Source organism: Alloactinosynnema sp. L-07 (assembly GCF_900070365.1).
Taxonomy (GTDB): domain Bacteria; phylum Actinomycetota; class Actinomycetes; order Mycobacteriales; family Pseudonocardiaceae; genus Actinokineospora.
On record NZ_LN850107.1, the window covers coordinates 4,788,339 to 4,812,278 of the forward strand.

22 protein-coding genes are annotated in these 23,940 nt (G+C 68.9%); 15 read left to right on the forward strand and 7 right to left on the reverse strand.

Annotated features, from left to right (window positions below; genetic code table 11):
* Positions 1-33 precede the first annotated feature (33 nt).
* The 3 genes from BN1701_RS21340 to BN1701_RS21350 are packed head-to-tail and all read right to left on the reverse strand — an operon-like array spanning position 34 to position 3,279.
* Entirely contained in the window at positions 34-912 is an 879-nt protein-coding gene (locus BN1701_RS21340; protein WP_054051556.1) for an acetaldehyde dehydrogenase (acetylating), read from the reverse strand.
* Positions 909-1,697 carry a 2-keto-4-pentenoate hydratase gene (locus tag BN1701_RS21345; RefSeq protein WP_054051558.1) on the reverse strand — a complete coding sequence of 263 codons (789 nt, stop codon included), beginning with the start codon at positions 1,695-1,697 and terminating at the stop codon, positions 909-911. The genes BN1701_RS21340 and BN1701_RS21345 overlap by 4 nt, the downstream gene beginning before the upstream one ends.
* On the reverse strand, positions 1,684-3,279 hold the full coding sequence (locus BN1701_RS21350; protein WP_054051560.1) for an FAD-binding protein: 1,596 nt from the start codon (positions 3,277-3,279) through the stop codon (positions 1,684-1,686). Before BN1701_RS21350 ends, BN1701_RS21345 begins: the two co-directional genes overlap by 14 nt.
* A gap of 134 nt (positions 3,280-3,413) precedes the next feature.
* On the opposite strand from BN1701_RS21350, the gene kstD reads away from it, so the two are divergent.
* The 6 genes from kstD to BN1701_RS21380 all read left to right on the forward strand — a co-directional run bounded on the left by kstD (position 3,414) and on the right by BN1701_RS21380 (position 12,891).
* A complete protein-coding gene (gene kstD / locus BN1701_RS21355; protein ID WP_054056011.1) occupies positions 3,414-5,027 on the forward strand; it encodes a 3-oxosteroid 1-dehydrogenase in 1,614 nt (537 codons plus the stop codon).
* Between the two features lie 42 nt (positions 5,028-5,069).
* Positions 5,070-6,191 carry a Rieske 2Fe-2S domain-containing protein gene (locus tag BN1701_RS21360; protein ID WP_054051562.1) on the forward strand — a complete coding sequence of 374 codons (1,122 nt, stop codon included), beginning with the start codon at positions 5,070-5,072 and terminating at the stop codon, positions 6,189-6,191.
* Between the two features lie 2 nt (positions 6,192-6,193).
* On the forward strand, positions 6,194-6,454 hold the full coding sequence (locus BN1701_RS21365) for a hypothetical protein (RefSeq protein WP_054051564.1): 261 nt from the start codon (positions 6,194-6,196) through the stop codon (positions 6,452-6,454).
* On the forward strand, positions 6,447-7,454 hold the full coding sequence (locus BN1701_RS21370; RefSeq protein ID WP_054051566.1) for a ferredoxin--NADP reductase: 1,008 nt from the start codon (positions 6,447-6,449) through the stop codon (positions 7,452-7,454). Before BN1701_RS21365 ends, BN1701_RS21370 begins: the two co-directional genes overlap by 8 nt.
* A 10-nt stretch (positions 7,455-7,464) precedes the next feature.
* Positions 7,465-8,325 (forward strand): MaoC/PaaZ C-terminal domain-containing protein, encoded by an 861-nt coding sequence (locus BN1701_RS21375; RefSeq protein WP_054051568.1) that lies wholly within the window; start codon positions 7,465-7,467, stop codon positions 8,323-8,325.
* 618 nt (positions 8,326-8,943) lie between these two features.
* Positions 8,944-12,891, forward strand: a complete 3,948-nt coding sequence (locus BN1701_RS21380; RefSeq protein WP_067520834.1) for a LamG-like jellyroll fold domain-containing protein — start codon at positions 8,944-8,946, stop codon at positions 12,889-12,891.
* On the opposite strand, the gene BN1701_RS21385 is transcribed toward BN1701_RS21380, so the two are convergent.
* Positions 12,888-14,864: an acyl-CoA dehydrogenase gene (locus BN1701_RS21385; protein WP_054051569.1), complete on the reverse strand. Its 1,977-nt coding sequence runs from the start codon at positions 14,862-14,864 to the stop codon at positions 12,888-12,890. The two genes, BN1701_RS21380 and BN1701_RS21385, sit on opposite strands and share 4 nt — an antisense overlap.
* Positions 14,865-14,942: 78 nt before the next feature.
* On the opposite strand from BN1701_RS21385, the gene kstR reads away from it, so the two are divergent.
* Positions 14,943-15,563 (forward strand): cholesterol catabolism transcriptional regulator KstR, encoded by a 621-nt coding sequence (gene kstR / locus BN1701_RS21390; protein WP_054051571.1) that lies wholly within the window; start codon positions 14,943-14,945, stop codon positions 15,561-15,563.
* A gap of 104 nt (positions 15,564-15,667) precedes the next feature.
* Positions 15,668-16,285, forward strand: a complete 618-nt coding sequence (locus tag BN1701_RS21395; protein WP_054056012.1) for a class I SAM-dependent methyltransferase — start codon at positions 15,668-15,670, stop codon at positions 16,283-16,285.
* Here BN1701_RS21395 and shbA read toward each other — a convergent pair.
* Positions 16,282-16,944, reverse strand: a complete 663-nt coding sequence (gene shbA, locus BN1701_RS21400; protein WP_082859974.1) for an RNA polymerase sigma factor ShbA — start codon at positions 16,942-16,944, stop codon at positions 16,282-16,284. The two genes, BN1701_RS21395 and shbA, sit on opposite strands and share 4 nt — an antisense overlap.
* Positions 16,945-17,557: 613 nt before the next feature.
* Between shbA and BN1701_RS21405 the strand changes: the two genes are divergently transcribed.
* The 3 genes from BN1701_RS21405 (at position 17,558) to BN1701_RS21415 (ending at position 21,159) form a co-directional block, all read left to right on the forward strand.
* A complete protein-coding gene (locus BN1701_RS21405) occupies positions 17,558-18,523 on the forward strand; it encodes a D-2-hydroxyacid dehydrogenase (RefSeq protein WP_054051573.1) in 966 nt (321 codons plus the stop codon).
* A 122-nt stretch (positions 18,524-18,645) separates the two neighbouring features.
* Entirely contained in the window at positions 18,646-19,941 is a 1,296-nt protein-coding gene (locus BN1701_RS21410; RefSeq protein WP_054056014.1) for an acyl-CoA dehydrogenase family protein, read from the forward strand.
* Positions 19,942-19,956: 15 nt separating this feature from the next.
* On the forward strand, positions 19,957-21,159 hold the full coding sequence (locus tag BN1701_RS21415; RefSeq protein WP_054051576.1) for an acyl-CoA dehydrogenase family protein: 1,203 nt from the start codon (positions 19,957-19,959) through the stop codon (positions 21,157-21,159).
* A 24-nt stretch (positions 21,160-21,183) separates the two neighbouring features.
* Here the strand turns inward: BN1701_RS21415 and BN1701_RS21420 are convergent, their stop codons facing one another.
* Together BN1701_RS21420 and BN1701_RS21425 are read right to left on the reverse strand one after the other, a co-directional pair.
* A complete protein-coding gene (locus tag BN1701_RS21420) occupies positions 21,184-21,435 on the reverse strand; it encodes an AMED_5909 family protein (protein ID WP_054056015.1) in 252 nt (83 codons plus the stop codon).
* A complete protein-coding gene (locus BN1701_RS21425; protein ID WP_157368149.1) occupies positions 21,432-21,644 on the reverse strand; it encodes a hypothetical protein in 213 nt (70 codons plus the stop codon). The genes BN1701_RS21420 and BN1701_RS21425 overlap by 4 nt, the downstream gene beginning before the upstream one ends.
* 99 nt (positions 21,645-21,743) lie before the next feature.
* On the opposite strand from BN1701_RS21425, the gene BN1701_RS21430 reads away from it, so the two are divergent.
* Genes BN1701_RS21430 through BN1701_RS34515 form a run of 4 tightly spaced genes read left to right on the forward strand, consistent with a single transcriptional unit; the run spans position 21,744 to position 23,763 of the window.
* On the forward strand, positions 21,744-22,598 hold the full coding sequence (locus BN1701_RS21430; RefSeq protein ID WP_067520838.1) for a helix-turn-helix transcriptional regulator: 855 nt from the start codon (positions 21,744-21,746) through the stop codon (positions 22,596-22,598).
* On the forward strand, positions 22,595-22,780 hold the full coding sequence (locus tag BN1701_RS21435; protein WP_054051580.1) for a DUF397 domain-containing protein: 186 nt from the start codon (positions 22,595-22,597) through the stop codon (positions 22,778-22,780). Before BN1701_RS21430 ends, BN1701_RS21435 begins: the two co-directional genes overlap by 4 nt.
* A 28-nt stretch (positions 22,781-22,808) precedes the next feature.
* Positions 22,809-23,192: a hypothetical protein gene (locus BN1701_RS21440; protein WP_054051583.1), complete on the forward strand. Its 384-nt coding sequence runs from the start codon at positions 22,809-22,811 to the stop codon at positions 23,190-23,192.
* Between the two features lie 10 nt (positions 23,193-23,202).
* Positions 23,203-23,763, forward strand: a complete 561-nt coding sequence (locus BN1701_RS34515; protein WP_231949670.1) for a DUF3558 domain-containing protein — start codon at positions 23,203-23,205, stop codon at positions 23,761-23,763.
* The last annotated feature ends 177 nt before the right edge of the window (positions 23,764-23,940 follow it).

The following is a 23,940-nucleotide window of genomic DNA, read 5'->3' on the forward strand; positions in this document are numbered from 1 at the left end:
CTGTGGATGGCTCGTGGGTATGTGGATAACTCGTCACGCGGTCCCCCTGGTCGCGAGCAGTTCGCCGACGCGGGTGGCGGCGGCGGTCATGATGTCGAGGTTTCCCGCGTAGGGCGGCAGGAAGTCGCCCGCGCCCTTGACCTCCACGAACACAGTCACCCGTGCGGGGCCGCCGTCGTCGGTCGGGTCGAACTGCGGGTCCGACAGCAGCCGGTAGCCGGGCACGTAGGCGGCGACGTCGGCGACCATGTCGTGGACCGACTCGGCGATCTTGTCGGTGTCCGCGTCCTCGGGGATGGCGCAGAAAATGGTGTCGCGCATGACCATCGGCGGGTCGGCCGGGTTGAGCACGATGATCGCCTTGCCCCGGTCGGCGCCGCCGACGGACTCGATGCCCTGGGCGGTGGTGCGGGTGAACTCGTCGATGTTGGCTCGGGTGCCCGGGCCCGCCGACGCCGAGGACACGGTGGCGACGATCTCCGCGTACGCCACCGGGACGACCCTCGACACCGCGTGCACGATCGGGATGGTGGCCTGCCCGCCGCAGGTGATCAGGTTGAGGTTGGTGGCCTCGGCGTGGTCGCCGAGATTGACCGGCGGCACGACGTACGGGCCGATCGCGGCGGGGGTCAGGTCGACCGCGGTGATCCCGGCCTCGGCGAAGCGCGGCGCGTTCAGCCGGTGCACGTGGGCCGACGTCGCCTCGAAGACCAAGTCCGGCAACACATCCTGGGCCAACAGCCAGTCGACCCCCTCCGCGGTGGCCTCCAGGCCGAGCGAGCGGGCCCGCGCCAAACCCTCGCTCGCCGGGTCGACACCGACCATCCAGACCGGCTCGACCACCGGGGAGCGCAGGAGCTTGTAGAGCAGGTCCGTGCCGATGTTGCCGGACCCGATGATCGCCGCCTTCACCGCTGGCCTCCCGCGAAACTCAGTGACACCTGGCCGAGTTCGCTGAACTCGCCGACGAACACGTCCCCCGGCCGCGCGTCGATCGCGCGGGTGCAGGCACCGGGAAGCACGACATGCCCGGCCCGCAGCCGCACGCCGAACGCGGCGACCTTGCGGGCCAGCCACGCCACCGCGCGGACCGGGTCGCCGAGCACCGCGTCCGATCGGCCCGCCGCCACCTGGGTGCCGTTGCGGGTGAGCACCGCGTCGATCGCCGTCAGGTCCACATCGGACGGTGCTATCCTGGTGTCGCCGAGCACATACCCTGCCGCCGACGCGTTGTCGGCGATGGTGTCGGCGATGCTGATGCGCCAGTCCACGATCCGGCTGTCGACCAGCTCGATGCTGGCCGCGACCGCTTCGGTGCGGGCCAGGACATCGGCCTCGGTGCAGCCCTCCCCCGGCAGGTCGTCGCCGAGAATGAACGCGACCTCGATCTCCACGCGGGGATAGCAGTAGCGGAGCGTGTCGGCGGGCTCGGTCTGCGACAGGCACATATCCGCGAGAAGATGGCCGTAGTCGGGTTCGTCGACGCCCATCATCTGCTGCATGGCCCGCGACGACAGCCCGACCTTGTGCCCCACGGTCTCCGCCGCGCGCCGCCGGATGTTGATCAGCTGGATCTCGTAGGCGTCGGCCTGGTCGAGGCCGGGGTGGCCCTCGATCAGGGGCGGGATCGGCGCCCGGTCACGTTCGGCGGACCGCAGCCGGTCCGCGATCAGCGTGCGTTCATCAACCGTGAGCACTGTCGGACTCCTTGGAGGCGAGTGAGCGCCCGGCCCTGCGGCCGGAGAAGACGCAATCGGCCAGCGACAAGCCGCTGACGTATGAGTTGGAACAGATCCCGACGGCCGACCGGCCCGCCGCGTAGAGACCCTCGATGACGCCGCCGCCCTCGCGCACCACCTGGCCGGTGCGTTCGTCGACGCGCAGGCCGCCGAGGGTAAGCATCGGGCACGGGTAGCCGACCGACGGTTTGATCGACACGTCGATGAGTGAGAAAGGCCCCTCGACCAGCGGACGGACCAGTTCGTCCGGTTTGCCCAGCGGATCAGTCGGCGCGGCGTTGTAGGCGTCGAGGGTCCTGGTCAGCCCCGCCGCGTCGATGCCGACCTTGCCTGCGACCTCCGCGACGGTCCGGCCCCGGACGCGCGCGACCCGCAGCAGATAGCGGACCTGGAGGTACTGGAACCACAGCGACTGCGACCGCGCCTGCCGTCGCGCCTCGCGCACCCCTCGCTCATCGATGAGCAGCCAGCCCCGGCCACCGTGGTGGGTGATCAGCTCGTGGCCTATCGCGGCGCCGTAGCGGGACTCGTCGCACACCCTGGAGCCGTCCGCGGCGACGAGAACGCCTTCGAGCAGCGCTGACGGCGGCGTGATGAACCGCCACGCCGACACCTTGTCCATCGCGCCGACCGCGCCGCCGACCGACTGGCCGAGCCGGATCCCGGAGCCATCGTCACCGGAGGTGCCCAATGGCAGTCCGCCGCGATACGCGGGCGCGTGCGTGCGCAGCATCTCCCGGTTCGCCACGAAGCCGCCCGCCGCGATGACGACACCCCGCCGCGCGGTGACCGTCATCGGCTTGCCGTGCCGCTGTTCCAAGCGGGTCGCCCGGCGGGTCAGCGCCTTGCGTAGGGCGGGCACGTAGAGGCCGGGCTTGGCCGCGTACTTGCTGAGCAGCCGGTGTCGTGCCCGGACCCAGCGCGACGCGCCCGCCAGGGTCCGGCATTCGACCCCGGTGACCCGGCCGTCCTCGACGATCAGTCCGACCACCTCGGTCTGCGGCCGAACCCGCGCCCCCGCGCGGACAGCCGCGGCCGCCAGTCGGGCGTAAAGCAGCTTGCCGGACGTGCCCGGCCCCTTGGCCCGGTGGCCGCGCGGCGCGGGCTCGGCCTGGGCGCGGAACGAGCGCTCGCTGCCTGAGTAGTAGAGGTAGAACTGGTTCGTCGGGTAGGACGTCTTGGTCGGGCAGAGGCTGCCATCGAACGGGACGCCTTGGCTCGTCAGCCAGTCGATCGTCGTCACAGAGTCGTCGACGAATGCCTGGAGGGTCTCCGGGGAGACCGCGTCACCGACTTCGAGCCGCAGATAGTCGGCCATCGCAGCGGGCGTGTCCTTGACTCCGGCCGCGGCCTGCACCGAGGTCCCGCCGCCCGCGTAGACGACGCCGCCGCTCGCCGCGGTCGCGCCACCGCCGCCGTAGCGGTCCATGACGAGCACCTCGGCACCCGCCGATGCCGCCTCGATGGCCGCGCACGCCCCGGCCGCGCCGAACCCGACGACCACGATATCGACCGACTCCTGCAACTCGTTCCCTCCCATGAATCCGCAGATCCCGTAGCGGTGAGCGTGACAGAACTATAACCTGTTCTAGTATTGTCCGGAACGGGGAGACGACACCGGAGGTGGATGTGCCCGAGTACGACGTGGTGGTGGTCGGCAGCGGCGCCGCGGGCATGACCGCGGCGCTGGCGGCCGCACACCGCGGCCTGCGCACCGTGCTTATCGAGAAGGCCGCGACCTTCGGCGGCTCGACGGCGCGCTCGGGCGGCGGGGTCTGGATCCCCAACAACTCGGCCTTGCGCGCCGCAGGCGTGCCTGACAGCCCGGAGCAGGCCGCCGCCTACCTCGACCACATCGTCGGCGACGTCGTCCCGGCCGAGCGCAGGAAGGCGTTCCTGGACAACGGGCCCGCGGTGGTCGACTTCGTGCTCGCCAACACCCCGCTCGACCTGGCCTGGGTCCCCGACTACGCCGACTACTACCCCGAGGCGCCCGGCGGGCTGCCCGGCGGCCGGTCGGTCGAGCCGAAGCCGCTCGACGCACGCCTTCTGGGCGCCGACCGGGCCGACCTGACCCCGCCCTACCTCAAAGCGCCGACCGGGATGGCTATCACCCAGGCCGACTACCGCTGGATGAACCTCATGGCCCGGCACCCGCGCGGCCTGCTGCGCGCGGGCCGGGTCGCGGGCAGGCGCGCGCTGTCGCTGCTGCGCCGCCGCGAGATGCTGACGATGGGTCAGGCGCTCACCGCGGGACTGCGCGTCGGCCTCACCCGCGCCGGGGTCGAAGTCCGGTTGTCCACACCCATGCTCGACTTGTCCACAGCGGACGGTCGAGTCCTTGGCGTCGTCACCGAAGGCGGGATACTGGAGGCACGGCTGGGTGTGGTCGTGACAAGCGGCGGGTTCGAGCGCAACGAGCGAATGCGAAAGGAGTACCAACGGGAACCGATAACGGCCGACTGGACCGTCGGCGCTCCTGAGAACACCGGGGACGGGATCGAAGCGGGGCTGCGGCTAGGCGCCGCGGTGGAGCTGATGGACGACGCTTGGTGGGGCCCGTCCATCGAACTGCCGCGGGGGCCTTACTTCTGCCTGGCCGAGCGCACCCTGCCCGGGTGCGTCATGGTCAACCAGGCCGGTGAGCGGTTCGTCAACGAGGCCTCGCCGTACGTCGACGCGGTGCACGCGATGTACGACGGCCACACCGACGACAAGCCGCACATTCCGGCGTGGCTGATCCTCGACCAGCGCTATCGCAACCGTTACGTCTTCGCCGGGCTTGGTCCGCGGCAACCGCTGCCTGGCCGCTGGTTCAAGTCCGGCGCGGTGTACAAGGCGAGCACGCTGGCCGACCTCGCGAACCGGATCGACGTACCCGCCGACGCGCTGGTGTCCACTGTGGAGCGGTTCAACGGGTTCGCCAGGTCGGGCCGCGACGAGGACTTCCACCGGGGCGAGAGCGCCTACGACCGCTACTACGGCGACCCTCGCGTCAAACCCAACCCTTGCCTGGGCGAGTTGGGCAAGCCGCCGTTCTACGCGGTGCGCATCGTCCCTGGTGACCTGGGCACCAAGGGCGGCCTGCGCACCGACACCCGCGCGCGCGTGCTGCGCGGCGACGGCACCCACATCCCCGGCCTGTACGCCGCGGGCAACGCCAGTGCCGCCGTCATGGGACACACCTACGCGGGCCCTGGGGCGACCTTGGGCCCGGCGATGGTCTTCGGCTATCTCGCGGCACAGGACATCGCCACCCAAGCAAGTGTTCAACAATCCTACAAGTGAACGTTAGGATTGTTGAACAATGATTCGCTCCCGGAGGGAAGCATGACCGACGAGGTCCGCACGATCGATGTGGGCGTCCCGCCCGCCCGGTTCGCCCGCGGCTGGCACTGCCTCGGCCTGGCCGAGTCGTTCCGCGACGGCGAGCCGCACGCCATCGAGGCGTTCGGCACCAAGCTCGTGGTGTTCGCCGGTTCCGACGGCACGATCAACGTGCTCGACGGCCACTGCAGGCACATGGGCGGCGACCTCACCCAGGGCACGGTGAAGGGCGACACCATCGCCTGCCCGTTCCACGACTGGCGCTGGGCGGGCAACGGCAAGTGCGCCGCGATCCCCTACGCCAAGCGGATCCCGCTGCGCGCCCGGACCCGCTCCTGGCTCACCCAGGAGCAGAACGGGCAGCTGTTCGTGTGGAACGACCCGGAAGGCAACCCGCCGCCGCAGGACGTGGTGATCCCGCGGGTGGAGGGTGCGTTCTCCGACGAGTGGAGCTCGTGGACCTGGGACAGCGTGCGCATCGACGGGTCCAACTGCCGCGAGATCATCGACAACCTGGTCGACATGGCCCACTTCTTCTACATCCACTTCGCGTTCCCGACGTTCTTCAAGAACATCTTCGAGGGCCACGTCGCCACCCAGTACCTCAACTCGCGCGGGCGCCCGGATGTGTACTCGAAGTCGAGCTACGCCTCGGAAGACCTGGCCCTGCGGTCGGAGGCGTCTTACTATGGCCCGTCCTACATGATCAATTACCTGTGGAACGACTACAAGGGCACCGTCATCGAGACCGTGCTGATCAACTGCCACTACCCGGTGAGCGAGAACGCTTTCGTCCTGCAGTGGGGCGTGATCGTGAAGCGGCTGCCGGGGGTCTCGCCGGAGGACGCGGACAAGATCGCGGGCAAGTTCGCCCGCAGCTTCGGCGTCGGGTTCCTGCAGGACGTGGAGATCTGGAAGAACAAGATCCGCGTCGACAACCCGCTGCTGTGCGAGGAGGACGGCCCGGTCTACCAGCTGCGCCGCTGGTACGAGCAGTTCTACGTCGACGCGGCCGAGGTCACCGAGGACATGACCCAGCGCTTCGAGTTCGAGGTCGACACCAGCCGGGCCAACGAGGTCTGGGAGAAAGAGGTCGCCGAGAACCTCGCGGCGCGAGAGGCGTAGCGGTGTCCGAGCGGCGGGAGTTCCTCGACGGCGGCCTGGTGCCGCTGGTGTGCGCGCGGTGCGCGACCCGGGTGCTGGTGAAGAAGACCAGCGTCCGGCACACCAGCGTGCAGTGGACCTCCCCGCCCGCCGAGACCTGCCCCGAGTTCGCCGCGGCGGTGGCGGGCGGGACGCTGAGCGCGCTGGTGGACACGTGTTGGACGCTGCGCGAGTCGATCGAGCAGGCCGTGCGCGACGGAAAGCTGGAGGTGCCCGGTGACTGAGCCGCGGGTGCTGCGGGTGGCCGAGGTGGTGGACGAGACCGCCGACGCCCGCACGATCGTCTTCGACGCCGACTTCCCGTACGCCCCTGGTCAGTTCCTGACGCTGCGGATCCCCAGCGACCAGTGCGGATCGGTCGCCCGGTGCTACTCGCTGTCGAGTTCGCCGCACCAGGGTGGCCTGCCGGGCATCACGGTCAAGCGGACGGTCGACGGGTACGCGTCGAACTGGGTGTGCGACAACGTCCGCGCGGGCTCGACGATCGAGGTGCTGCCGCCGTCGGGGATCTTCACTCCGAAATCGCTCGACGCCGACCTGCTGCTGTTCGCGGGCGGCAGCGGCATCACCCCGATCCTGTCGATCCTGCGCTCGGCACTGTGCGCGGGCTCGGGCCGGATCGTGCTGTTCTACGCCAACCGCGACGAGTCCTCGGTGATCTTCGCCGCCGCCCTGCGCGCGCTCGCCGCGGCGAACCCCGAACGGCTGACGGTGTTTCACTGGCTGGAAAGCGTGCAGGGCCTGCCGACGGTCGCCCAACTGACCGAACTCGCCCGCCCGTTCGCCACGTTCGACGCGTTCACCTGCGGCCCGGCACCGTTCATGAAGGCGGTCACCGAAGCACTCAAGTCGCTGGGCTTGCCCCGCGAGCGCCGCCACCTGGAACGGTTCGCCTCACTGGGCGCCAACCCGTTCGAGCTGGTGGCGAAGGTGACCGACCCGGACGCGGGGTCCGCGGTGGTCGAACTCGAACTGGACGGTACCCGGCACACGCTCGACTGGCCGGTCGAGACCAAGCTGCTGGACCTACTGTTGGACAAGGGCCTGGCCGCGCCGTACTCCTGCCGCGAGGGCGCGTGCAGCGCGTGCGCCTACCGGCTGGTGTCGGGTGAGGTGAAGCTGCTGAACAACGAGGTGCTGGACAAGGACGATCTCGACGAGGGCATCCGGCTGGCCTGCCAGTCGCTGCCGGTCAGCGAGAAAGTGGAAATCAGCTACGAGTGAGGGTGCCCCCATGCCCATCGACCCGTCCATCGCGATCGGCGCCGAACTGCCGGGAACGACGTTCACCTGGACCGCGAGCGACGTCCTGCTCTACCACCTAGCTCTTGGCGCGGGCGCCGACCCGACCAACCCGCGCGAACTGCGCTACACCCTTGAGAACGACCTCCACACCCTGCCCACCTTCGGCGTCGTGGCACCGAGCCTGCGGGTATTCGAGCCGCCCGCGGTCCGCTTCCCGGGTATCTCGATCGACTTGGCCAAGGTCCTGCACGGCAGCCAGGGCATCACCCTGCACGCCCCGATCCCCGTCGAGGGCAAAGCCCACATCAACGCCCGGATCACCGAGGTTTGGGACAAGGGCACAGCCGCCGTGATCGTCCAAGAAGCCACCGCGACAGCCGCCGACGGCACTCCACTATGGACAACAAGGTCCAGCATCTTCGCCCGCGACGAAGGCGACTTCGGCGGCTCCCGAGGCCCCTCACCAACAAAGTTCGAGCCGGCGGGCGAGCCGGACCTGGTGATCGACACCCCAGTCCTCCCCCAACAAGCCCTCCTCTACCGCCTATGCGGCGACCGCAACCCCCTCCACGCAGACCCCACCTTCGCCACGGCGGCGGGCTTCCCCGCCCCGATCCTCCACGGCCTGTGCACCTACGGAATGGTCTGCAAGGCCCTGACCGACACAGCCCTGGACGCCGACCCGACCCGCATCCACTCCTTCGAGGCCCGCTTCGCAGGCGTCGTCTACCCCGGCGAAACCCTGCGCACCGAGGCCTGGCAAGTCGGCAACACCTGGCATGCGATCACCACAGTCCCCTCCCGCCAGAACGCACCCGCCCTGACCGCCATCACCTTGACCTTCGAGTGAGCGCGCGGCCAGGAGCGACACCAGTCATGCCCACACCGCCAACCCACCCAAGGCGCACCCGCCGCCTGAGCAGCATCGGGTGAAACTGGGCGATCACGCTGTGTCTGGGGGGACGGCGGCCCCTAAGCTGCCTGGCGTGTGGGGTGCCTTATCCGCCACCGCTTTTTCCCCACAGGGGCCGTCGTAGGGGCCCCAGGGACAGCGTGATCGCCCAGTTTCACCCGATGGTGCGAGCCCAACCACCCGGCCCGAACGCGACCGCGCTCCCCCGAGCTGGACCATGACCAAGCGGCGCGCGTTCTTACACTTTCCGCTACCGACCGACCACCCAAAAGAAGGACGAGATAGGCCAAAAGACCCTATTTAGGATCAGCCGCTCATACAATCGGTAACAACTTCTGCCCTCCTCGCGAGTCTCATAGCGCGATCCGCTGTGGACGCTCCGAGCAAGGGGGCTGCGGTATGCGGCGAACCAGGCGGTTCCTGACGGCGGTAGCCACCCCCCTCCTACTCTGCGGCCTGATCCCAGTCGCAGCCGTAACCCTGCTAGCCACCCCCGCCGCCGCGCTCCCCGTCGGCTTCAGCGAGCAAGTCGTCATCAGCGGCCTAGTACAGCCAATGGCAGTCGAGTTCAGCCCCGACGGCCGCGTGTTCGTCGCCGAGAAGTCCGGCCTGGTGAAGGTGTTCGACGGACTCGCCGACACCACCCCCACCATCTACGCCGACCTACGCGCCAAAGTGCACAACTTCGCCGACCGCGGCCTGATGAGCCTGGTGCTGGCCCCGACCTTCCCCACCGACCCATCGGTCTACGTCCTCTACGCCCACGACGCCGCGATCGGCGGCACCGCGCCGCGCTGGGGTCCGGGTGACGGCACCAACGACAACTGTCCCAGTCCGCCCGGCGCGACCGGCGACGGCTGCGTGATCTCCGGCCGACTGTCCAAACTGAACACCAGCGGCGCCGAGCAGGTGCTGATCGAGGACTGGTGCCAGCAGTACCCCAGCCACTCCGTCGGCGACCTCGCCTTCGGGCCCGACGGCTTCCTCTACGCCAGCGGCGGCGACGGCGCCAGCTACGTCTTCGCCGACTACGGCCAGGACGGCAACCCGCTCAACCCGTGCGGCGACCCACCGGGCGGCGTGGGCGGCGTCCAGACCGTGCCCACCGCCGAGGGCGGGGCGCTGCGGTCGCAGGACGTGCAGACCATGACCGACCCGCTCACCCTCGACGGCACGGTCATCCGGATCGACCCGGTCACCGGCCAGGGCGCGCCCGGCAACCCGATGGCGGGCAGCGCCGACGCCAACGCGCGGCGGATCATCGCCGCGGGCCTGCGCAACCCGTTCCGCTTCGCCCTGCGGCCGGGGACCAGCGAGCTGTGGCTCGGCGACGTCGGCTGGGGCACCTGGGAGGAGATCAACCGGATCACCAGCCCGACCGACGGCGCCGTGGACAACTTCGGCTGGCCGTGCAAGGAGGGCACCTCGCCCAACGACGGCTACAACATCGGTCTGACGATGTGCAACCGGATCGTCAACAACACCGTGCCCACGGTGAACCCGCACTTCACCTACCAGCACGGACAGCCCGTCGTCTCCGGTGACGGCTGCTCGAACGGAACCGGTTCGTCGGTCTCGGGCGCCGCGTTCTACCCGAACGGCGTCTACCCGGACACCTTTGACGGCGCGTACTTCTTCGCCGACTACAGCCGCCGCTGCGTGTGGTTCATGCGAGCGGGTGCGGGCGGCGTGCCGGACCCGGCGACGCGCACGGTGTTCCAGACCGGCATCTTCCCCGTCGACCTGACCCTCGGTCCCAACGGCGACATGTACTACGTCGACATCGCGATGGGCCAGGTCAAGCGGTTCCGGTTCAACGCCAGTGACCAGCCCCCGGTCGCCTCGATCACCGCGAACCCGAGGCAGGGCTCGCTGCCGCTCACGGTGTCGTTCAGCGCCACCGGCTCGGTCGACCCCGAGGGCGGCGCGCTCACCTACGCGTGGGATCTCGACAACGACGGCGCGTTCGACGACGCCACCGGCGCCACCACCAGCCGCACCTTCACCGTCGCGGGCAGCTACGACGTCGGGGTCCGGGTCAGCGACGCGGGCGGCCAGTTCGACATCGCGCGCACGGTCGTCGTCGCCGGATCCACCCCGCCGGTGGTGACCATGGCGACGCCCGCCTCCGGCTTCACCTGGGCGGTGGGCGACCAGATCGCGTTCAGCGGCTCGGCGACCGACGCCGAGGACGGCACCCTGCCCGCGTCCGCGCTGAGCTGGCGGGTGATCCTCAACCACTGCGTGACCATCGACGCCTGCCACGAGCACCCGCAGGTCGGCTTCGACGGTGTGGCGTCGGGCTCGTTCGGCGCCCCCGACCACGACTACCCGGCCTACCTGGAGATCCGGCTGACCGCCAGGGACAGCACCGGCGTCGAGACCACGGTGAGCAGGCGCCTTGATCCCAAGGTCTCCACCGTCACCATCGATACCGCGCCGTCCGGCCTGACGGCGAGCATCGGCACCAGGTCCGCCACCACGCCGTTCACCCACCAGGCGATCATCGGTTCACGCCAGAGCCTGTCGACCGTCGACCCGCAGACCCTTGGCGCCACCACCTACGGCTTCCAGAACTGGTCGGACGGCGGCGCGCGGTCGCACGACATCATCGTGCCCGCCGCGAACACCACCTACCGGGCGAACTTCGCCCCGATCAGCGGCGGGGACCCGACGCTGGTGGCCGCGTACAGCTTCGATGAGGGCACCGGCACGACGCTGATCGACCGGTCCGGCAACGGCCACACCGGCACCCTGGCGGGCCCGACGTGGGCGGCGGCGGGTCGGTACGGCGGCGGTCTGTCGTTCGACGGTGTCAACGACATGGTCACGGTCAACGACTCCGCGCGCCTGGACCTCACCACGGCGATGACGCTGCAAGCGTGGGTGCGGCCGACGGTCAGCACCAGCTGGCGGACCGCGATCCTGAAGGAACGCCCGTCCGGCCTGTCCTACGCGCTGTACTCCGCGGGCTTCAACCAGCCTTCCGGCTACATCTCCAGCGGCCCTGACCACGACGTCACCGGACCGACCGCACTGCCCGCCAACACGTGGTCGCACCTGGCCATGACCTATGACGGCACGACGATGCGGCTCTACGTCAACGGGACGCAGGTGGCCACCGCACCGCAGACCGCGGCGGCGCTGACGTCGGCCTCGCCGCTGCGCCTGGGCGGCAACACGATCTGGAGCGAGTGGTTCTCCGGCCAGCTCGACAACATTCGCATCCACAGCCGCGCCCTGTCCGCCGCCGAGATCGTCGTCGACCGCGACACCGCGATCTCTGGTGACACGACCGCGCCCACCGCGCCGACCGGCCTCACCGCGGCGGGTTCGCTGGGCACCGCGACGCTGTCCTGGACCGCGTCGACCGACAACGTCGCGGTGACCGGCTACGACATCCACCGCGCCACCACGGCGGGCTTCACCCCGTCCGCGGCGAACAAGGTCGCCACCAGCACCACGACCGGCCACACCGACCAGGGCCTCACCGCGGGCACCTACTACTACCGCGTCATCGCCCGCGACGGCGCGGGCAACGGATCCGCCCCGTCCAACGAGGCGTCGGCGACCGTCACCGCCGACACCACGCCGCCTTCGGTGTCGATCAGCACCCCCGCCGCGGGCAGTCAGCTGTCGGGCATCGTGCAGGTCATGGCGTCGGCGGCCGACAGCGGCGGGGTCGCCGGGGTCCAACTGCGCCTCGACGGGCAGCCCCTTGGCGGCGAGGACACGGTGTCCCCGTACGGGACCACGTGGGACACCCGCATCTCCACCAACGGCACCCACGTCCTGACCGCGGTGGCCCGTGACGTCGCGGGCAACACCGCGACGTCGGCGCCGATCAACGTCACCGTGACCAACACCGAACCGCCACCGGGCGCACCCGTGGCCTCGTACAACTTCAATGAGGGCACGGGACCGACGCTGACCGACCGCACCGGCAAGGGCCACACCGGCACCATCACCGGCGCGAGCTGGTCGCCGGCGGGCAAGACCGGCGGCGCGCTGTCGTTCGACGGTGTCAACGATCTCGTGACCATCGCCGACGCCAACGACCTCGACCTCACCAACGCGATGACGCTGGAGGGCTGGGTCCGACCGAGCGCGGGCGCGGACTGGCGGACGGTTCTGATGAAGGAACGACCGAGCGGCCTGTCCTACTCGCTCTACTCGGACAACGGCGCGGGCCGCCCGTCTGCCTACGTTCGTCTCCTCACGGCCGACGACTCCGCGACCGGGCCTTCCGCGCTGCCGCAGAACGCGTGGAGCCATGTGGCGATGACGTTCGACGGCGCGACGATCCGTCTCTACGTCAATGGCGTGCAGGTCACGTCGGCCGCTGCTCCTGGGTCGGTGGCCGCTTCGACCGGGGCGCTGCGGATCGGCGGGAACTCGGTGTGGGGTGAGTACTTCGGCGGGCTGATCGACGACGTCCGGGTTTACAACCGGGTGCTCACGGCCACTGAGATCGGAGCAGACATGAACAACGCGGTGAGCTAGTCCCTGGGCAGTCCGAGGACCCGCTCACCGGCCACCGTCAACAGGATCTGCTCGGTACCACCCGCGATGGAGAGGCAGCGGGACACCAGGAACTCACGCAGCACGGAGCGGGTGCCGTCGTCAACCGCGGCGCCCGCGCCGAGCAGGTCCACCGCCGTCTCCGCCACCGCCTGCCGGTGCCACACGCCGATCAGCTTGCGTACTCCCGATTCCGCGCCCGCCGATCCGTCCAGCGCGCGCAGCGTCGCTCTCAAGTCCACAAGGGACACCGCGGTCCCGTCCGCGATGTGCCCGCCCAGCCGATCAAGCACCACCGGGTCGGCGACCGGCCCCAACGCCGAGACCAGGGTCTCCACCGACTCGCCGACCGCCGAGCTGGACCCCATGGCGACCCGTTCGTCGGCCAGGGTCGCGCGGGCCAGCGACCAGCCGCCGTCGACCGCGCCGACCACGCAGTCGTCCGGCACGAACACATCGTCGAGGAAGACCTCGTTGAACATGGACTCCCCGGTGATCTCGCGCAGGGGCCGCAGGGTGATTCCGGGACTGGCCATGTCGACCAGGAAGTACGTGATCCCCTTGTGTTTGGCCACGTCCAGGTTGGTCCGGGCCAGACAGATCCCCCAGTCGGCCTCGCGCGCCCGCGATGTCCACACCTTCTGCCCGGTCAGCCGCCAACCGCCGTCGACTCGGACGGCGCGCGTGCGCAGCGACGCAAGATCCGAGCCCGCCTCGGGTTCGCTGAACAGCTGGCACCACGACAGCTCGCCCGCCAGGGTCGGGGCGACGAACCGGGACCGCTGTGCTTCGGTGCCATGGCGCAGGATCGTCGGCACCGCCCAGGCGCCGATCACCAGGTCCGGTCGGCGCACCCCGGCGCGGTCCAGTTCGGCGTCGATGAGCAGTTGGGTGCGCGGGGAGGCGGCGAGTCCGAACGGCGCGGGCCAGTGCGGGGTCAGGTATCCGGACTCGACCAGGGCCGCCCGCTGGTCGCCCACCGGCAGCGCGCCGATCTTCTCGGCGAGCGCGCGGATCTCGTGGTCCACGCCGACATCGATCCCCAGCCGCCGCCGCGCGCCGCCGACCACCAGTTCGGCCGCCCGTCGCCGCCAGTGGCCCGAGCCGCCCGCCAGGGTCCGCAGGGACAGCGCGCGCCGCAGGGCGAGGTGGGCGTCGTGTTCCCAGGTGAAGCCGATCCCGCCGAGCACCTGGATACAGTCCTTGGCGTTGTCGACCGCGGCGTCGAGGGCGAGCGCACCGGCGACCGCGGCGGCCGACGGGTCGTCGGCGCGCGCGGCGTCCCATGCGACGGCGGCGGCGCGTTCGGACCGGCACAGCATCCGCGCGCAGAGGTGTTTCACCGCTTGGAACACGCCGATCGGTTTGCCGAACTGGGTGCGCGTCTTGGCGTATTGGACCGCGGTGTCCAGACACCACCGGGCCACACCCGCGGCCTCCGCGGCGGCCAGGGTGACCAGGAGGTCGGCGGTGCGGTCCGGGACGACCACCGGGTCGATTGGACGGGTCAGCGGGCGCGTCAGGTCCACCGCGTCGACCGGCTCGACCCGGATGTCCACAACCTCCTGCCCCAACAGAAATCGCGGCACGCCCGCGTCGCACAACGGCAGCGCGACCCCGATCAGCGAACTGCCGTCGACCAGCCCCGGCAACAGTTCCTTGGCCTCAGGTGTGCCGGTCTCGGCCAGCACCACCGCGGCCAGCGCCGCGCTCAGCAGCGGGCCGGGGAACAGCTCGTAGGCCGCCTGCTCCAGCGCGCAGGCCAGGTCGACCATGGTGCCGCCCGCGCCGCCGAGGTCGTCCGGCACGGCCAGGCCGAGCACGCCGAGTTCGATCAGTTCGGGCGACAGGGTTGTAACGTGTTCACGGACAAGCCGACGCGGTTCGACCCGCGCGGCCACCGCGCGAATGGCGTCCTGAATCACGCGCTGCTCTCCGGTGACCGCGATCGGCAAGGCTGACCTCCTTGGTTCGGACCCTCGGCTACTATAGAACGTGTTCCAGTTTCGTGACCCGAACGAAGGACCAGTCCGATGACCGCCAGCAACCGCCCCAGGGCGAACGGCCTGCTCACCGAGGAGGAACCCGGTTCGGCCGCCCAGCGCGACCGACGCAAGCGGATCCTCGACGCCACGATCGCCCTGGCGTCCAAGGGCGGGTTCGAGGCGGTGCAGATGCGCGCGGTCGCCGAGAAGGCCGACGTCGCGCTGGGCACGCTCTACCGCTACTTCCCCTCGAAGATCCACCTGCTGGTCACCGGACTGGCCCGCGAGCTCGAACGCGGCACCGAGAGGATGGACCGGGCCACGATCCCCGGGGCCACCCCGTACGAGCGCGTCCTGTTCGTCCTTGGCCGGGTCACCAGGGCCATGCAGCGCGACCCGCACCTGACCGAGGCGATGACCCGCGCGTTCATGTTCGCCGACGCGTCGGCCGCCGCCGAGGTCGACACCGTCGGCAAGCTGATGGACCGGATGTTCGGCCACGCCATGCACGACGAGCCGACCGAGGAGGACATGGCCGTCGCCCGCGTCATCGCCGACGTGTGGCTGTCGAACCTGGTCGCCTGGGTCACCCGGCGGGCCACCGCAAACGACGTGGCCGCCCGGCTGGAACTCACGGTTCGGCTGTTGCTGGGCAAGGACCAGAGCTAGGGCGTGTCCTGTGGATCACGGATACCGCCCGCCATGATCCGCAGGACATGCCATAACCCGTTCGGTCACTGGACCGGCGGGGGTCGCCCCGGCATGCTGTGCGCGTGCCTACCGAGAACACAGCTCCCGCGTTCGACCTGATCGGCAAGCGCTACGACGAGTCCTTCGTGGAACGCGACGTCCAGATCGCCGAGACCGCCTGGCTGATCGAGCGGCTGCCCGCGGGCGCCCGCGTGCTCGACCTCGGCTGCGGCAGCGGCCTGCCCAGCGCCAAGCAGCTGCTCGACGCCGGGTTCGAGGTCGTCGGCGTCGACGAGTCCCAGGTCATGCTCGATCTCGCCGCCGAGCAGGCCCCTGGCGCCACCTACCTGCGTGACGACCTGCGCGACACGGCGAAGTTCGGCGAGTTCGACGCCGTGGTGGCGTACTTCGCGCTGCTGATGCTGTCCAAATCCGACATCGAGGCCACGCTGGCCGCCATCCGCGCACAGCTGCGCGGCGAGAAGCTGCTGCTGATCAGCATGGTCCAGGGCGACTTCGACACGTTCCCGGTCAACTTCCTCGGCTCGCCCACCACGGTGTCGGCCTACCCGCCCGACCAGTTGCGCCAGGTCGTCGCCGACGCCGGATTCGAGGTAACGCAACTGCTGGAGGTCGAGGCGATGGCCGAGCCGGGTCGCATCGAGGTCCAGCTCTACCTTCGCGCCAAAGTTGTCGACTAGAGCCAGTCTGAAGCGCTGAGGGCGCCGCGCAGGCGGGTGAGTGCCCGGTGCTGAGCCACCCGAACGGCCGTCGCGGTCAGTCCGATCGCGACGGCCGTTTCCTGTGCGGAGAGGCCGACGACCAGACGCAGAACGAGGATCTCGCGCTGGCGGGGCGCCAGCGTCTCCAGGAGCTTGACGAGCCTGCCGCGCATCTCGCTGCGCAGGGTCAGCTGTTCGGGGCCGAGGCCGACGTCGATGGTCTCGGGCAGGTCGGCGACGGGCTCGGAGCGGTCGCGGCCGGAGCGGCGATAGTAGTCGGCGACCTTGTGCGAGGCGATGCCGTAGACGAACGGCAGGAAGGACTCGCAGTCGTCGCTGTAACGCGGCAGCGCGCCGAGGACGGCGAGCAGGATCTCCTGGGCAACGTCGTCGGCGGAGGAGTAGGCCGACCCGGTGCGGCCGATGCGGGCCCGGCAGTAGCGCACGATGGCTGGGTTGATCCAGGTGAACAGGGTGCCGATCGCCTGGCGGTCGCCCTTGAGCGACGCGCCGACCAGTTCGTGGAACGCGGAGCTCTTGAGCCGCGCGAAGACCGCGTCCGTCCCGGTGGTCTTCGGGTCGGGCGCGGTGACCTCGGGCTCGAGGTCGGTGGAGGGCGGCCTGACAGCAGAACTCACATGAGCCCCCAGAGTATGCGGAACACCCTCTCGGTGGTGCCCCGTTGAGATCCGGTATCGCGTGGGCTGCCCCGGCCTATTTCACCCGGTCCGTCCAGATCGTCGGATTCGATGGTGGGCCTTGACGGAGAGTGATGTTAGCCGGGGGGAGACGTCCGCACCAGAGTTTCCCCTAGTACTTCTGAGGGATGTTTTCGTATTCAACCTCACACCGGGAAGGGTCCAACGGCCCTATGCGACACCTTCCGTGCACGAAACCCGGACTTCCGTCACTAACGGTCGATCCCCCGTCGACACAGCGAGGCCGGCGCTCTACTCAGAGTGTGTGCCAGCACTGATGATCCGCCCTTTTGCTCCCACCGGCGGGTCAAGATCAAATGCACGGCCGAGCTGCACGGTCGGATCCCCGACGCCCGCTGCGTCGTTCGAGGGACATCGTCGCCCGGATGGACCAGCCCGCCGAACATATAGACAACCGTCACTGCGCCGCCACGCTCAGTGACCACTAGAGGTCGATCGGCGGACAACGATTGAGTCGCCGCGTTGACACCCGCACCCACGGGTTCCTAGCGTGGCCTGGGCACCGACCACCCGAAATGGGGAATGCTCCACCATGGACCCCAACCGGCGGCCGACCATCGTCGTGCTGTGCGGCGCCGAACGACCACCGCGGATGACCTCGATAGAACAGATCGCGAGCGTCCGCTATACCTCTGGGGCCCGACTCGCCGAGGTACTGCCCGGCGCCGATGTGCTGTTCGCGTGGGATCTGCGCTCCACCGCGCTGGCGGGCGCCTGGCCCGCGGCCGACGCGCTGCGCTGGGTCCACGCCGCCGCCGCGGGCGTCAGCCATTTACTGGTCCCCGGGCTCATCAACAGCGACGTCGTGCTGACCAACGCGCGCGGAATCTTCGACGAACCTGTCGCCGAGTACGTCCTAACCGTCATGCTGGCCTTCGCGAAAGACCTGCCGACCACCATGCGGCTGCAGCAGCGCCGGATCTGGCAGCACCGCGAGACCGAGCGGCTCGCCGGGTCCCGCGCGCTGGTGGTCGGGATCGGGCCGATCGGCCGCGCCATCGCCCGCAAGCTGCGCGCGGCGGGCGTCTCGGTGTCCGGGGTCGGCCGGCAGGCGCGGACCGGTGACCCCGACTTCGGCGACGTGACCGCCATGGCCGATCTGCGGCACGCGCTGCCCGACCACGACCACGTCATCGTCGCCCTGCCGTTCACCCCGGCCACCGCGGGCCTGATCGACGCGGCCATGCTGCGCGCCATGCGCCCGACCGCGCGGCTGATCACCATCGGGCGCCGCGGCCTCGTCGTCACCGCCGACCTGCTCGACGCCCTCGACACCGGCACCATCGCCGGGGCGGCGCTGGAGGTCTTCGCCGACGAGCCGCTGCCGCCGTCCTCGCCGCTGTGGGACCAGCCCAACGTGCTGCTGTCGCCGCACATGTCGGGGGATGTGAAGGGCTGGCGCGACGAGCTGGTCCGCCTCTTCGAGACCAACCTGGCCCGATATGTGAGCGGGGAACCGCTGCTCAACGTGGTGGAGAAGCGCCCGCCGCGTCGGTGACCCCGCCCACAGGGGTCGACCGAACCCACTTGCTACTCTAGAGTAGGTAAGAGGTTCGACCGACAAGGAGCAACATGGCCGGGAACGAGAAGGTGGGCACGAAGCCACCACGGCGCGACGCCATGGGCGCGGCGCTGGCGGTGCTGAACCGGTTGGCGAGCACCACCGTGCTCGATCGGTTCGGCCTGCGCAAGCCGGTGGAACGCACCGTCTACGAGGCGACCAAGACCGGTTTCACCGCGGTGGGCGCGGCCAGCCGCACCTTCGCCGCCACGACCAAGCTCGGCAAGCCCGGCAGGCTGCCCAAGGCGCCGGACACGGGTCTGTTCGACCTCACACCGACCGACGAGCAGCAGATGATCCGCGACACCGTGGTGGACTTCGCCGCGGAGAAGCTGCGCCCGGTCGCCGCCGACGCCGACGCCAAGTGTGAAACGCCGCAAGAGCTGCTTTCGTTGACCGCGGAGCTCGGCGTCACCCTTGTGGGTGTCCCGGAGGACCTCGGCGGCGTCGGTTCGGAGCGGTCCGCGGTCACCAACGTGCTCATCGCCGAGGCCATGGCCCACGGCGACATGGGCCTCGCGGTCGCCTGCCTGGCCCCCTCGGCCGTCAGCACCGCACTGGTTCTGTGGGGCGACGCGGAGCAGCAGTCGACCTACCTGCCGTCGTTCGTCGGCGAGAGCGTCCCGGCCGCCGCGCTGGCCATCCAGGAGCCACGGGCGCTGTTCGACCCGTTCGCGCTCAAGACCAAGGCGTTCCGCACCCCGGGCGGCTTCACCATCGAGGGCGTCAAGTCCCTGGTGCCGCGCGCGGCCCAGGCCGAGCTGTTCATCGTCTCGGCCGATCTGGACGGACGGGGCCCCGCGCTGTTCCTGGTCGAGTCCGGCAGCAAGGGGGTCAGCGTCGAGTCCGAGCCCGCCATGGGCCTGCGCGCCGCCGCGCTCGGCAAGCTGCACCTGGACAAGGTCACGCTGCCCGCCACCGCGCTGCTGGCCGAGGGCAAGGCCGACGCCTATGCCGAGTGCGTCCGACTGGCCCGCATCGGCTGGTGCGCGCTGGCCGTGGGCACCGGCCAGGCCGTCCTCGACTACGTCATCCCCTACGTCAATGATCGAGTCGCCTTCGGCGAGCCGGTCAGCCACCGCCAGGGTGTCGCCTTCAAGGTCGCCGACATCGGCATCGAGCTGGAAAGCATGCGCCTGCTCACCTACCGCGCCGCCAGCCGCGCGGAACAGGGAAAGACGTACGCGCGCGAGGCCGCGCTGGCCCGCAAGCTGTGTTCGGACAAGGGAATGATGATCGGCAACGACGGCGTGCAGCTGCTCGGCGGCCATGGGTTCGTGAAGGAGCACCCGGTGGAGCGGTGGTACCGCGACCTGCGTGCGGTCGGTCTTGTCGAAGGCATCGTCCTCGTCTGAGCTGGAGAATTTCTGATGATCAACCTCGAAGTCCCCAAGAAGTTCCAGCAGCTCGTCGACCAGGCACACCAGGCCGCCGCCGAGTTCTTCCGCCCCAACTCCCGCAAGTACGACCACGCCGAGCACACCTACCCCAAGGAGCTCGACATGCTGGCGGCCCTGCTGGACGGCCTCTCGGCCTCCGGCGGCGGCGCGGGCGCGGCGGGTGTCCGCAGGGATGAAGGAAAAGACAAAGGGAACCGCAACGGCTCCAACCTGCAACTGCTGCTAGGCACCATCGAGATGTGCTGGGGCGACGTCGGCCTCCTGCTGACCATGCCGCGGCAAGGTCTCGGAAACGCCGCCATCGCCTCGGTCGCCAACGACGAGCAGCTGGAGCGCTACAAGGGCAAGTGGGCCGCCATGGCCATCACCGAACCCGACACGGGTTCGGACTCCGGCGCCATCCGCACCACCGCGGTGCTCGACGGCGACCACTATGTGCTCAACGGCGAGAAGATCTTCGTGACCTCGGGCGAGCGCGCGGACTGTGTCGTTGTTTGGGCCACTTTGGACCGTTCGGTGGGCAAGGCCGCCATCAAGTCCTTTGTGGTCGATCGTGGTACGCCGGGCTTCGAGCTGGTCCGCCTGGAGCACAAGCTGGGCATCCGCGCGTCGGACACCGCGCACTTCCGGCTGGAGAACGTGCGCGTCCACAAGGACAACCTGCTGGGCAGCCCGGACATCAACACCGAACAGGGCTTCGCGGGGGTCATGCAGACCTTCGACAACACCCGCCCCCTGGTCGCCGCCATGGCCGTCGGCGTCGCCCGCGCGGCCCTGGAGGAGACCCGCCGAATCCTCTCCGAGGCAGGCGTCGAGATCGACTACGACCGCCCGGCGAACGTGCAACACGCCGCGGTCGCGCTGTTCCTGCAACTGGAATCGGACTGGGAAGCCGCGTACCTGCTGTCGCTTGAGGCGGCCTGGATGGCGGACAACCGAAAGCCGAACTCGTTGCAGGCCAGCATGGCCAAGGCGAAGGCGGGCCGATCGGGCTCGGACGTCACCCTGCGGTGCGTGGAGTTGGCCGGATCGGTTGGCTACAGCGAGAATTCGCTGCTGGAGAAGTGGGCGCGCGACTCGAAGATCCTGGACATCTTCGAGGGCACCCAGCAGATCCAGCAACTCATCGTCGCCCGCCGCCTCCTGAACAAGTCGAGCGCCGAACTCAAGTGATCTGAAGTCCGAAGGCGGCGCTTCTCAGCTGAGCTGGGAGGCGCCGCTTTCGTTGCGCAGTTCATCGATCCGCTCCCGCTCATAGTTCGCGTGATAGCGGGCCTCATGATGGTGACCACGATCGAGATCAGCGATCTCGGCGTACACGCGCACACTGAGCTGGCGGAACGCAAGCCACTCGTTCCTCGCTGCGCTACTTGATGGCCTGACCTTCGCCAGCGCCTCATGCGCCTTGCGCAGGGTGTCGATTTCCCCGCGCCCCCGACCAACCCTCATGGCCACACCAGCCGCATGTCACCGGTGATGCCGAGAAGATCGCGCGTTGATTCTGCTGACGAACTGGTCATCAACATCCGTCCGTCCTCGCTGACGAAGTCAGCCCTGTCCGTGAACTCGCAGCCCCAACCGACCACCATGGACTCCCGTCCGTCCTCGAAGTCCTCCACGATGGCGAATCGCCGAGGGGTATCCATCCCTTGCTTCATGAACTTAGAGTCTAAGTTTGAGCGACCCTATGTAAAGTCGCCCAATCGTGGACACTCCACTCGGCTACAGTGCGTGGTTGATCGACACGGGAGGTGCCTATGCCGTCGAGTCCCACGGTGTGGCAACGATGGTTGGCTCATGAACTACTGCGCCTACGAACAGCGGCTGGTCTGGACCGCAAGGAGGTCGCCGAGCAACTCCACTGCACAACGCAGAAGATCGGCCACTTGGAGACCGGGACCGTGCCGCCGAAGACGCTGGAGTTGGAGAAGGTTCTTCTCCCCTTGTTCGGCGTACCGCAGGACCGATGGCCGTTCTACCTCCAAGCCGCCCGCGACGCCCGCAAGAAGGGCTGGTGGGAGGGCTACGCGCCTACGCAACCGGACTGGTTCTCGCTCTACGTCGGCCTGGAGCAAGGGGCCAGCGAAATCCATACATGGCAGCCAATGCTCGTCCACGGTCTGCTCCAGACCGGGGAGTATGCGAGGGCGGTCATGCAGGGCGGGACCTCCGAGTTGTCCGAGGATGCCATCGACCGCAGGGTTGAGGCCCGCCTCGCGAGGCAAGCCATCCTCGCTGACAACGATCCGCCACGACTGTGGCTGGTGCTTGGCGAAGCCGCACTGCACAGCAATGTCGGCGGACCGGACGTCATGCGCGCACAACTACGCCACCTGCTTGCCGTGGCCAAGTACCCGCGCGTGACGATTCAGGTTCTACCAGGCGATGTCGGCGCGCACCCTGGAACTCAAGGTGCGTTCGCGATCATGGACTTCCCCGCCGAGAACGATCCAGGACTCGCCTATATCGAGCATCGCGGTGGTGCGCTCTACCTGGAGGACCAAAGGGTGGTGAAAGATCATAGAATCGCCTTGGACCACCTGCGTGGGTTGGCGCTGAGCCCAGCCATGTCGTTGGACTTGGTCACCCGCACAGCCAAGGAGGCGCAGTGACACCTGGCGACGGCTTACTCTGGCGGAAGAGCAGCTTCAGCAACGACAACGTCGAGTGCGTCGAGATCGCCCAAGCTGATCGCGTCGCGATCCGCGACAGCAAGCACCCCGACCCCCACCTGACCATCGGTCAAGGTGCATGGCGGCGGCTGCTTAGCCAGTTCCGTCATTCTCCGTACTGACACGGTTGCGCTCCGGTACCGTCGGTGTATGTACGTGGACGACGCAGGGGGCGCCGCGATCGGCGAGAGCGTCTCGAAGTTCTTGTCCGCCGCCAAGAGCGGCGGCTTCGCCGTCAACGAGACCGGTGGCCAGGCCCTCCTCGACGCCTGCCGTGGTCTTCGGGACTGGATCGATGAACAACAGGTGGAGCTTCAGCAGTTGGCACGACAGCCGATGCTCGGATCAAGCGTCGCAGCAGAAGTCATGAAGCCCCATATCGAGGCTGTCGCAACCGACGATCGTGGCCTCATCACCCAACTGCTCGCCCTTCGTCACTCGCTGGCCGAAGCGGAAGAGGCGATCAGGACGGCCATGTCCAACTATCGAAACACCGATCAATCCGGTGCATCGTCCCTGAACCCGATGGACTAGGAACCAGCAAGTGAACAAGAAATCGCTCGTCGTGCTGTTCACCGTGACCCTCGCTCTCGCTGGCTGCAGCCAGCAGACCGACGGTTCACCGACAACCGCCACTGAGGCGCCGAGTCTGCCCGCAACTGAGCAAACTCGGGCAACTACTTCGACCATTAGCCCCCCCGGAAATCCACTCGCCGACGCAGACGCATGTGACATGCTCGATGACGCAGGCAAGAAAGAACTCGGACTGAGCGGGGCGGGAGAACCGGGGAAAGTCGGCCGCGAACGAACGTGCAAATGGCGCCTTCGCGGCCCACAAGACACCTACATCTTCAGCGTTGACATCGCGGACAAAGACGGAATCAAGGACATCCCAGCCAGCGCCAACAAGGTCGAAGTGCCGAAGATCGGCAATCGCGAAACCGTGCAAACCGCGCTCGGCGGCGGGGCCGGTACCTGCTCGGTCAGCATGGCAGTGACTGACAAATCTCGCGTGTCCACAACAGTTGGCGCGGGCACCGACAAGGCTAAGGCATGCGAACTCGCATATCGGATGGCCCAATTGATCGAGCCAAGTATCCCTTAATCGTCCCTTCAAGCATGCGTACCAGTTCGGGGGAATAGCGGCGGCGAGATGCTTTGAACTACTCCCATAAGTGCCAATTGGGCCGCGAACAGCGCCAGAGCCACCCAAAGCCAACGAGTCGATAGCCGCTTGTCGCGCGTGGCCATACAAACCAAAGCGGCAATCCCCGCGCCTACG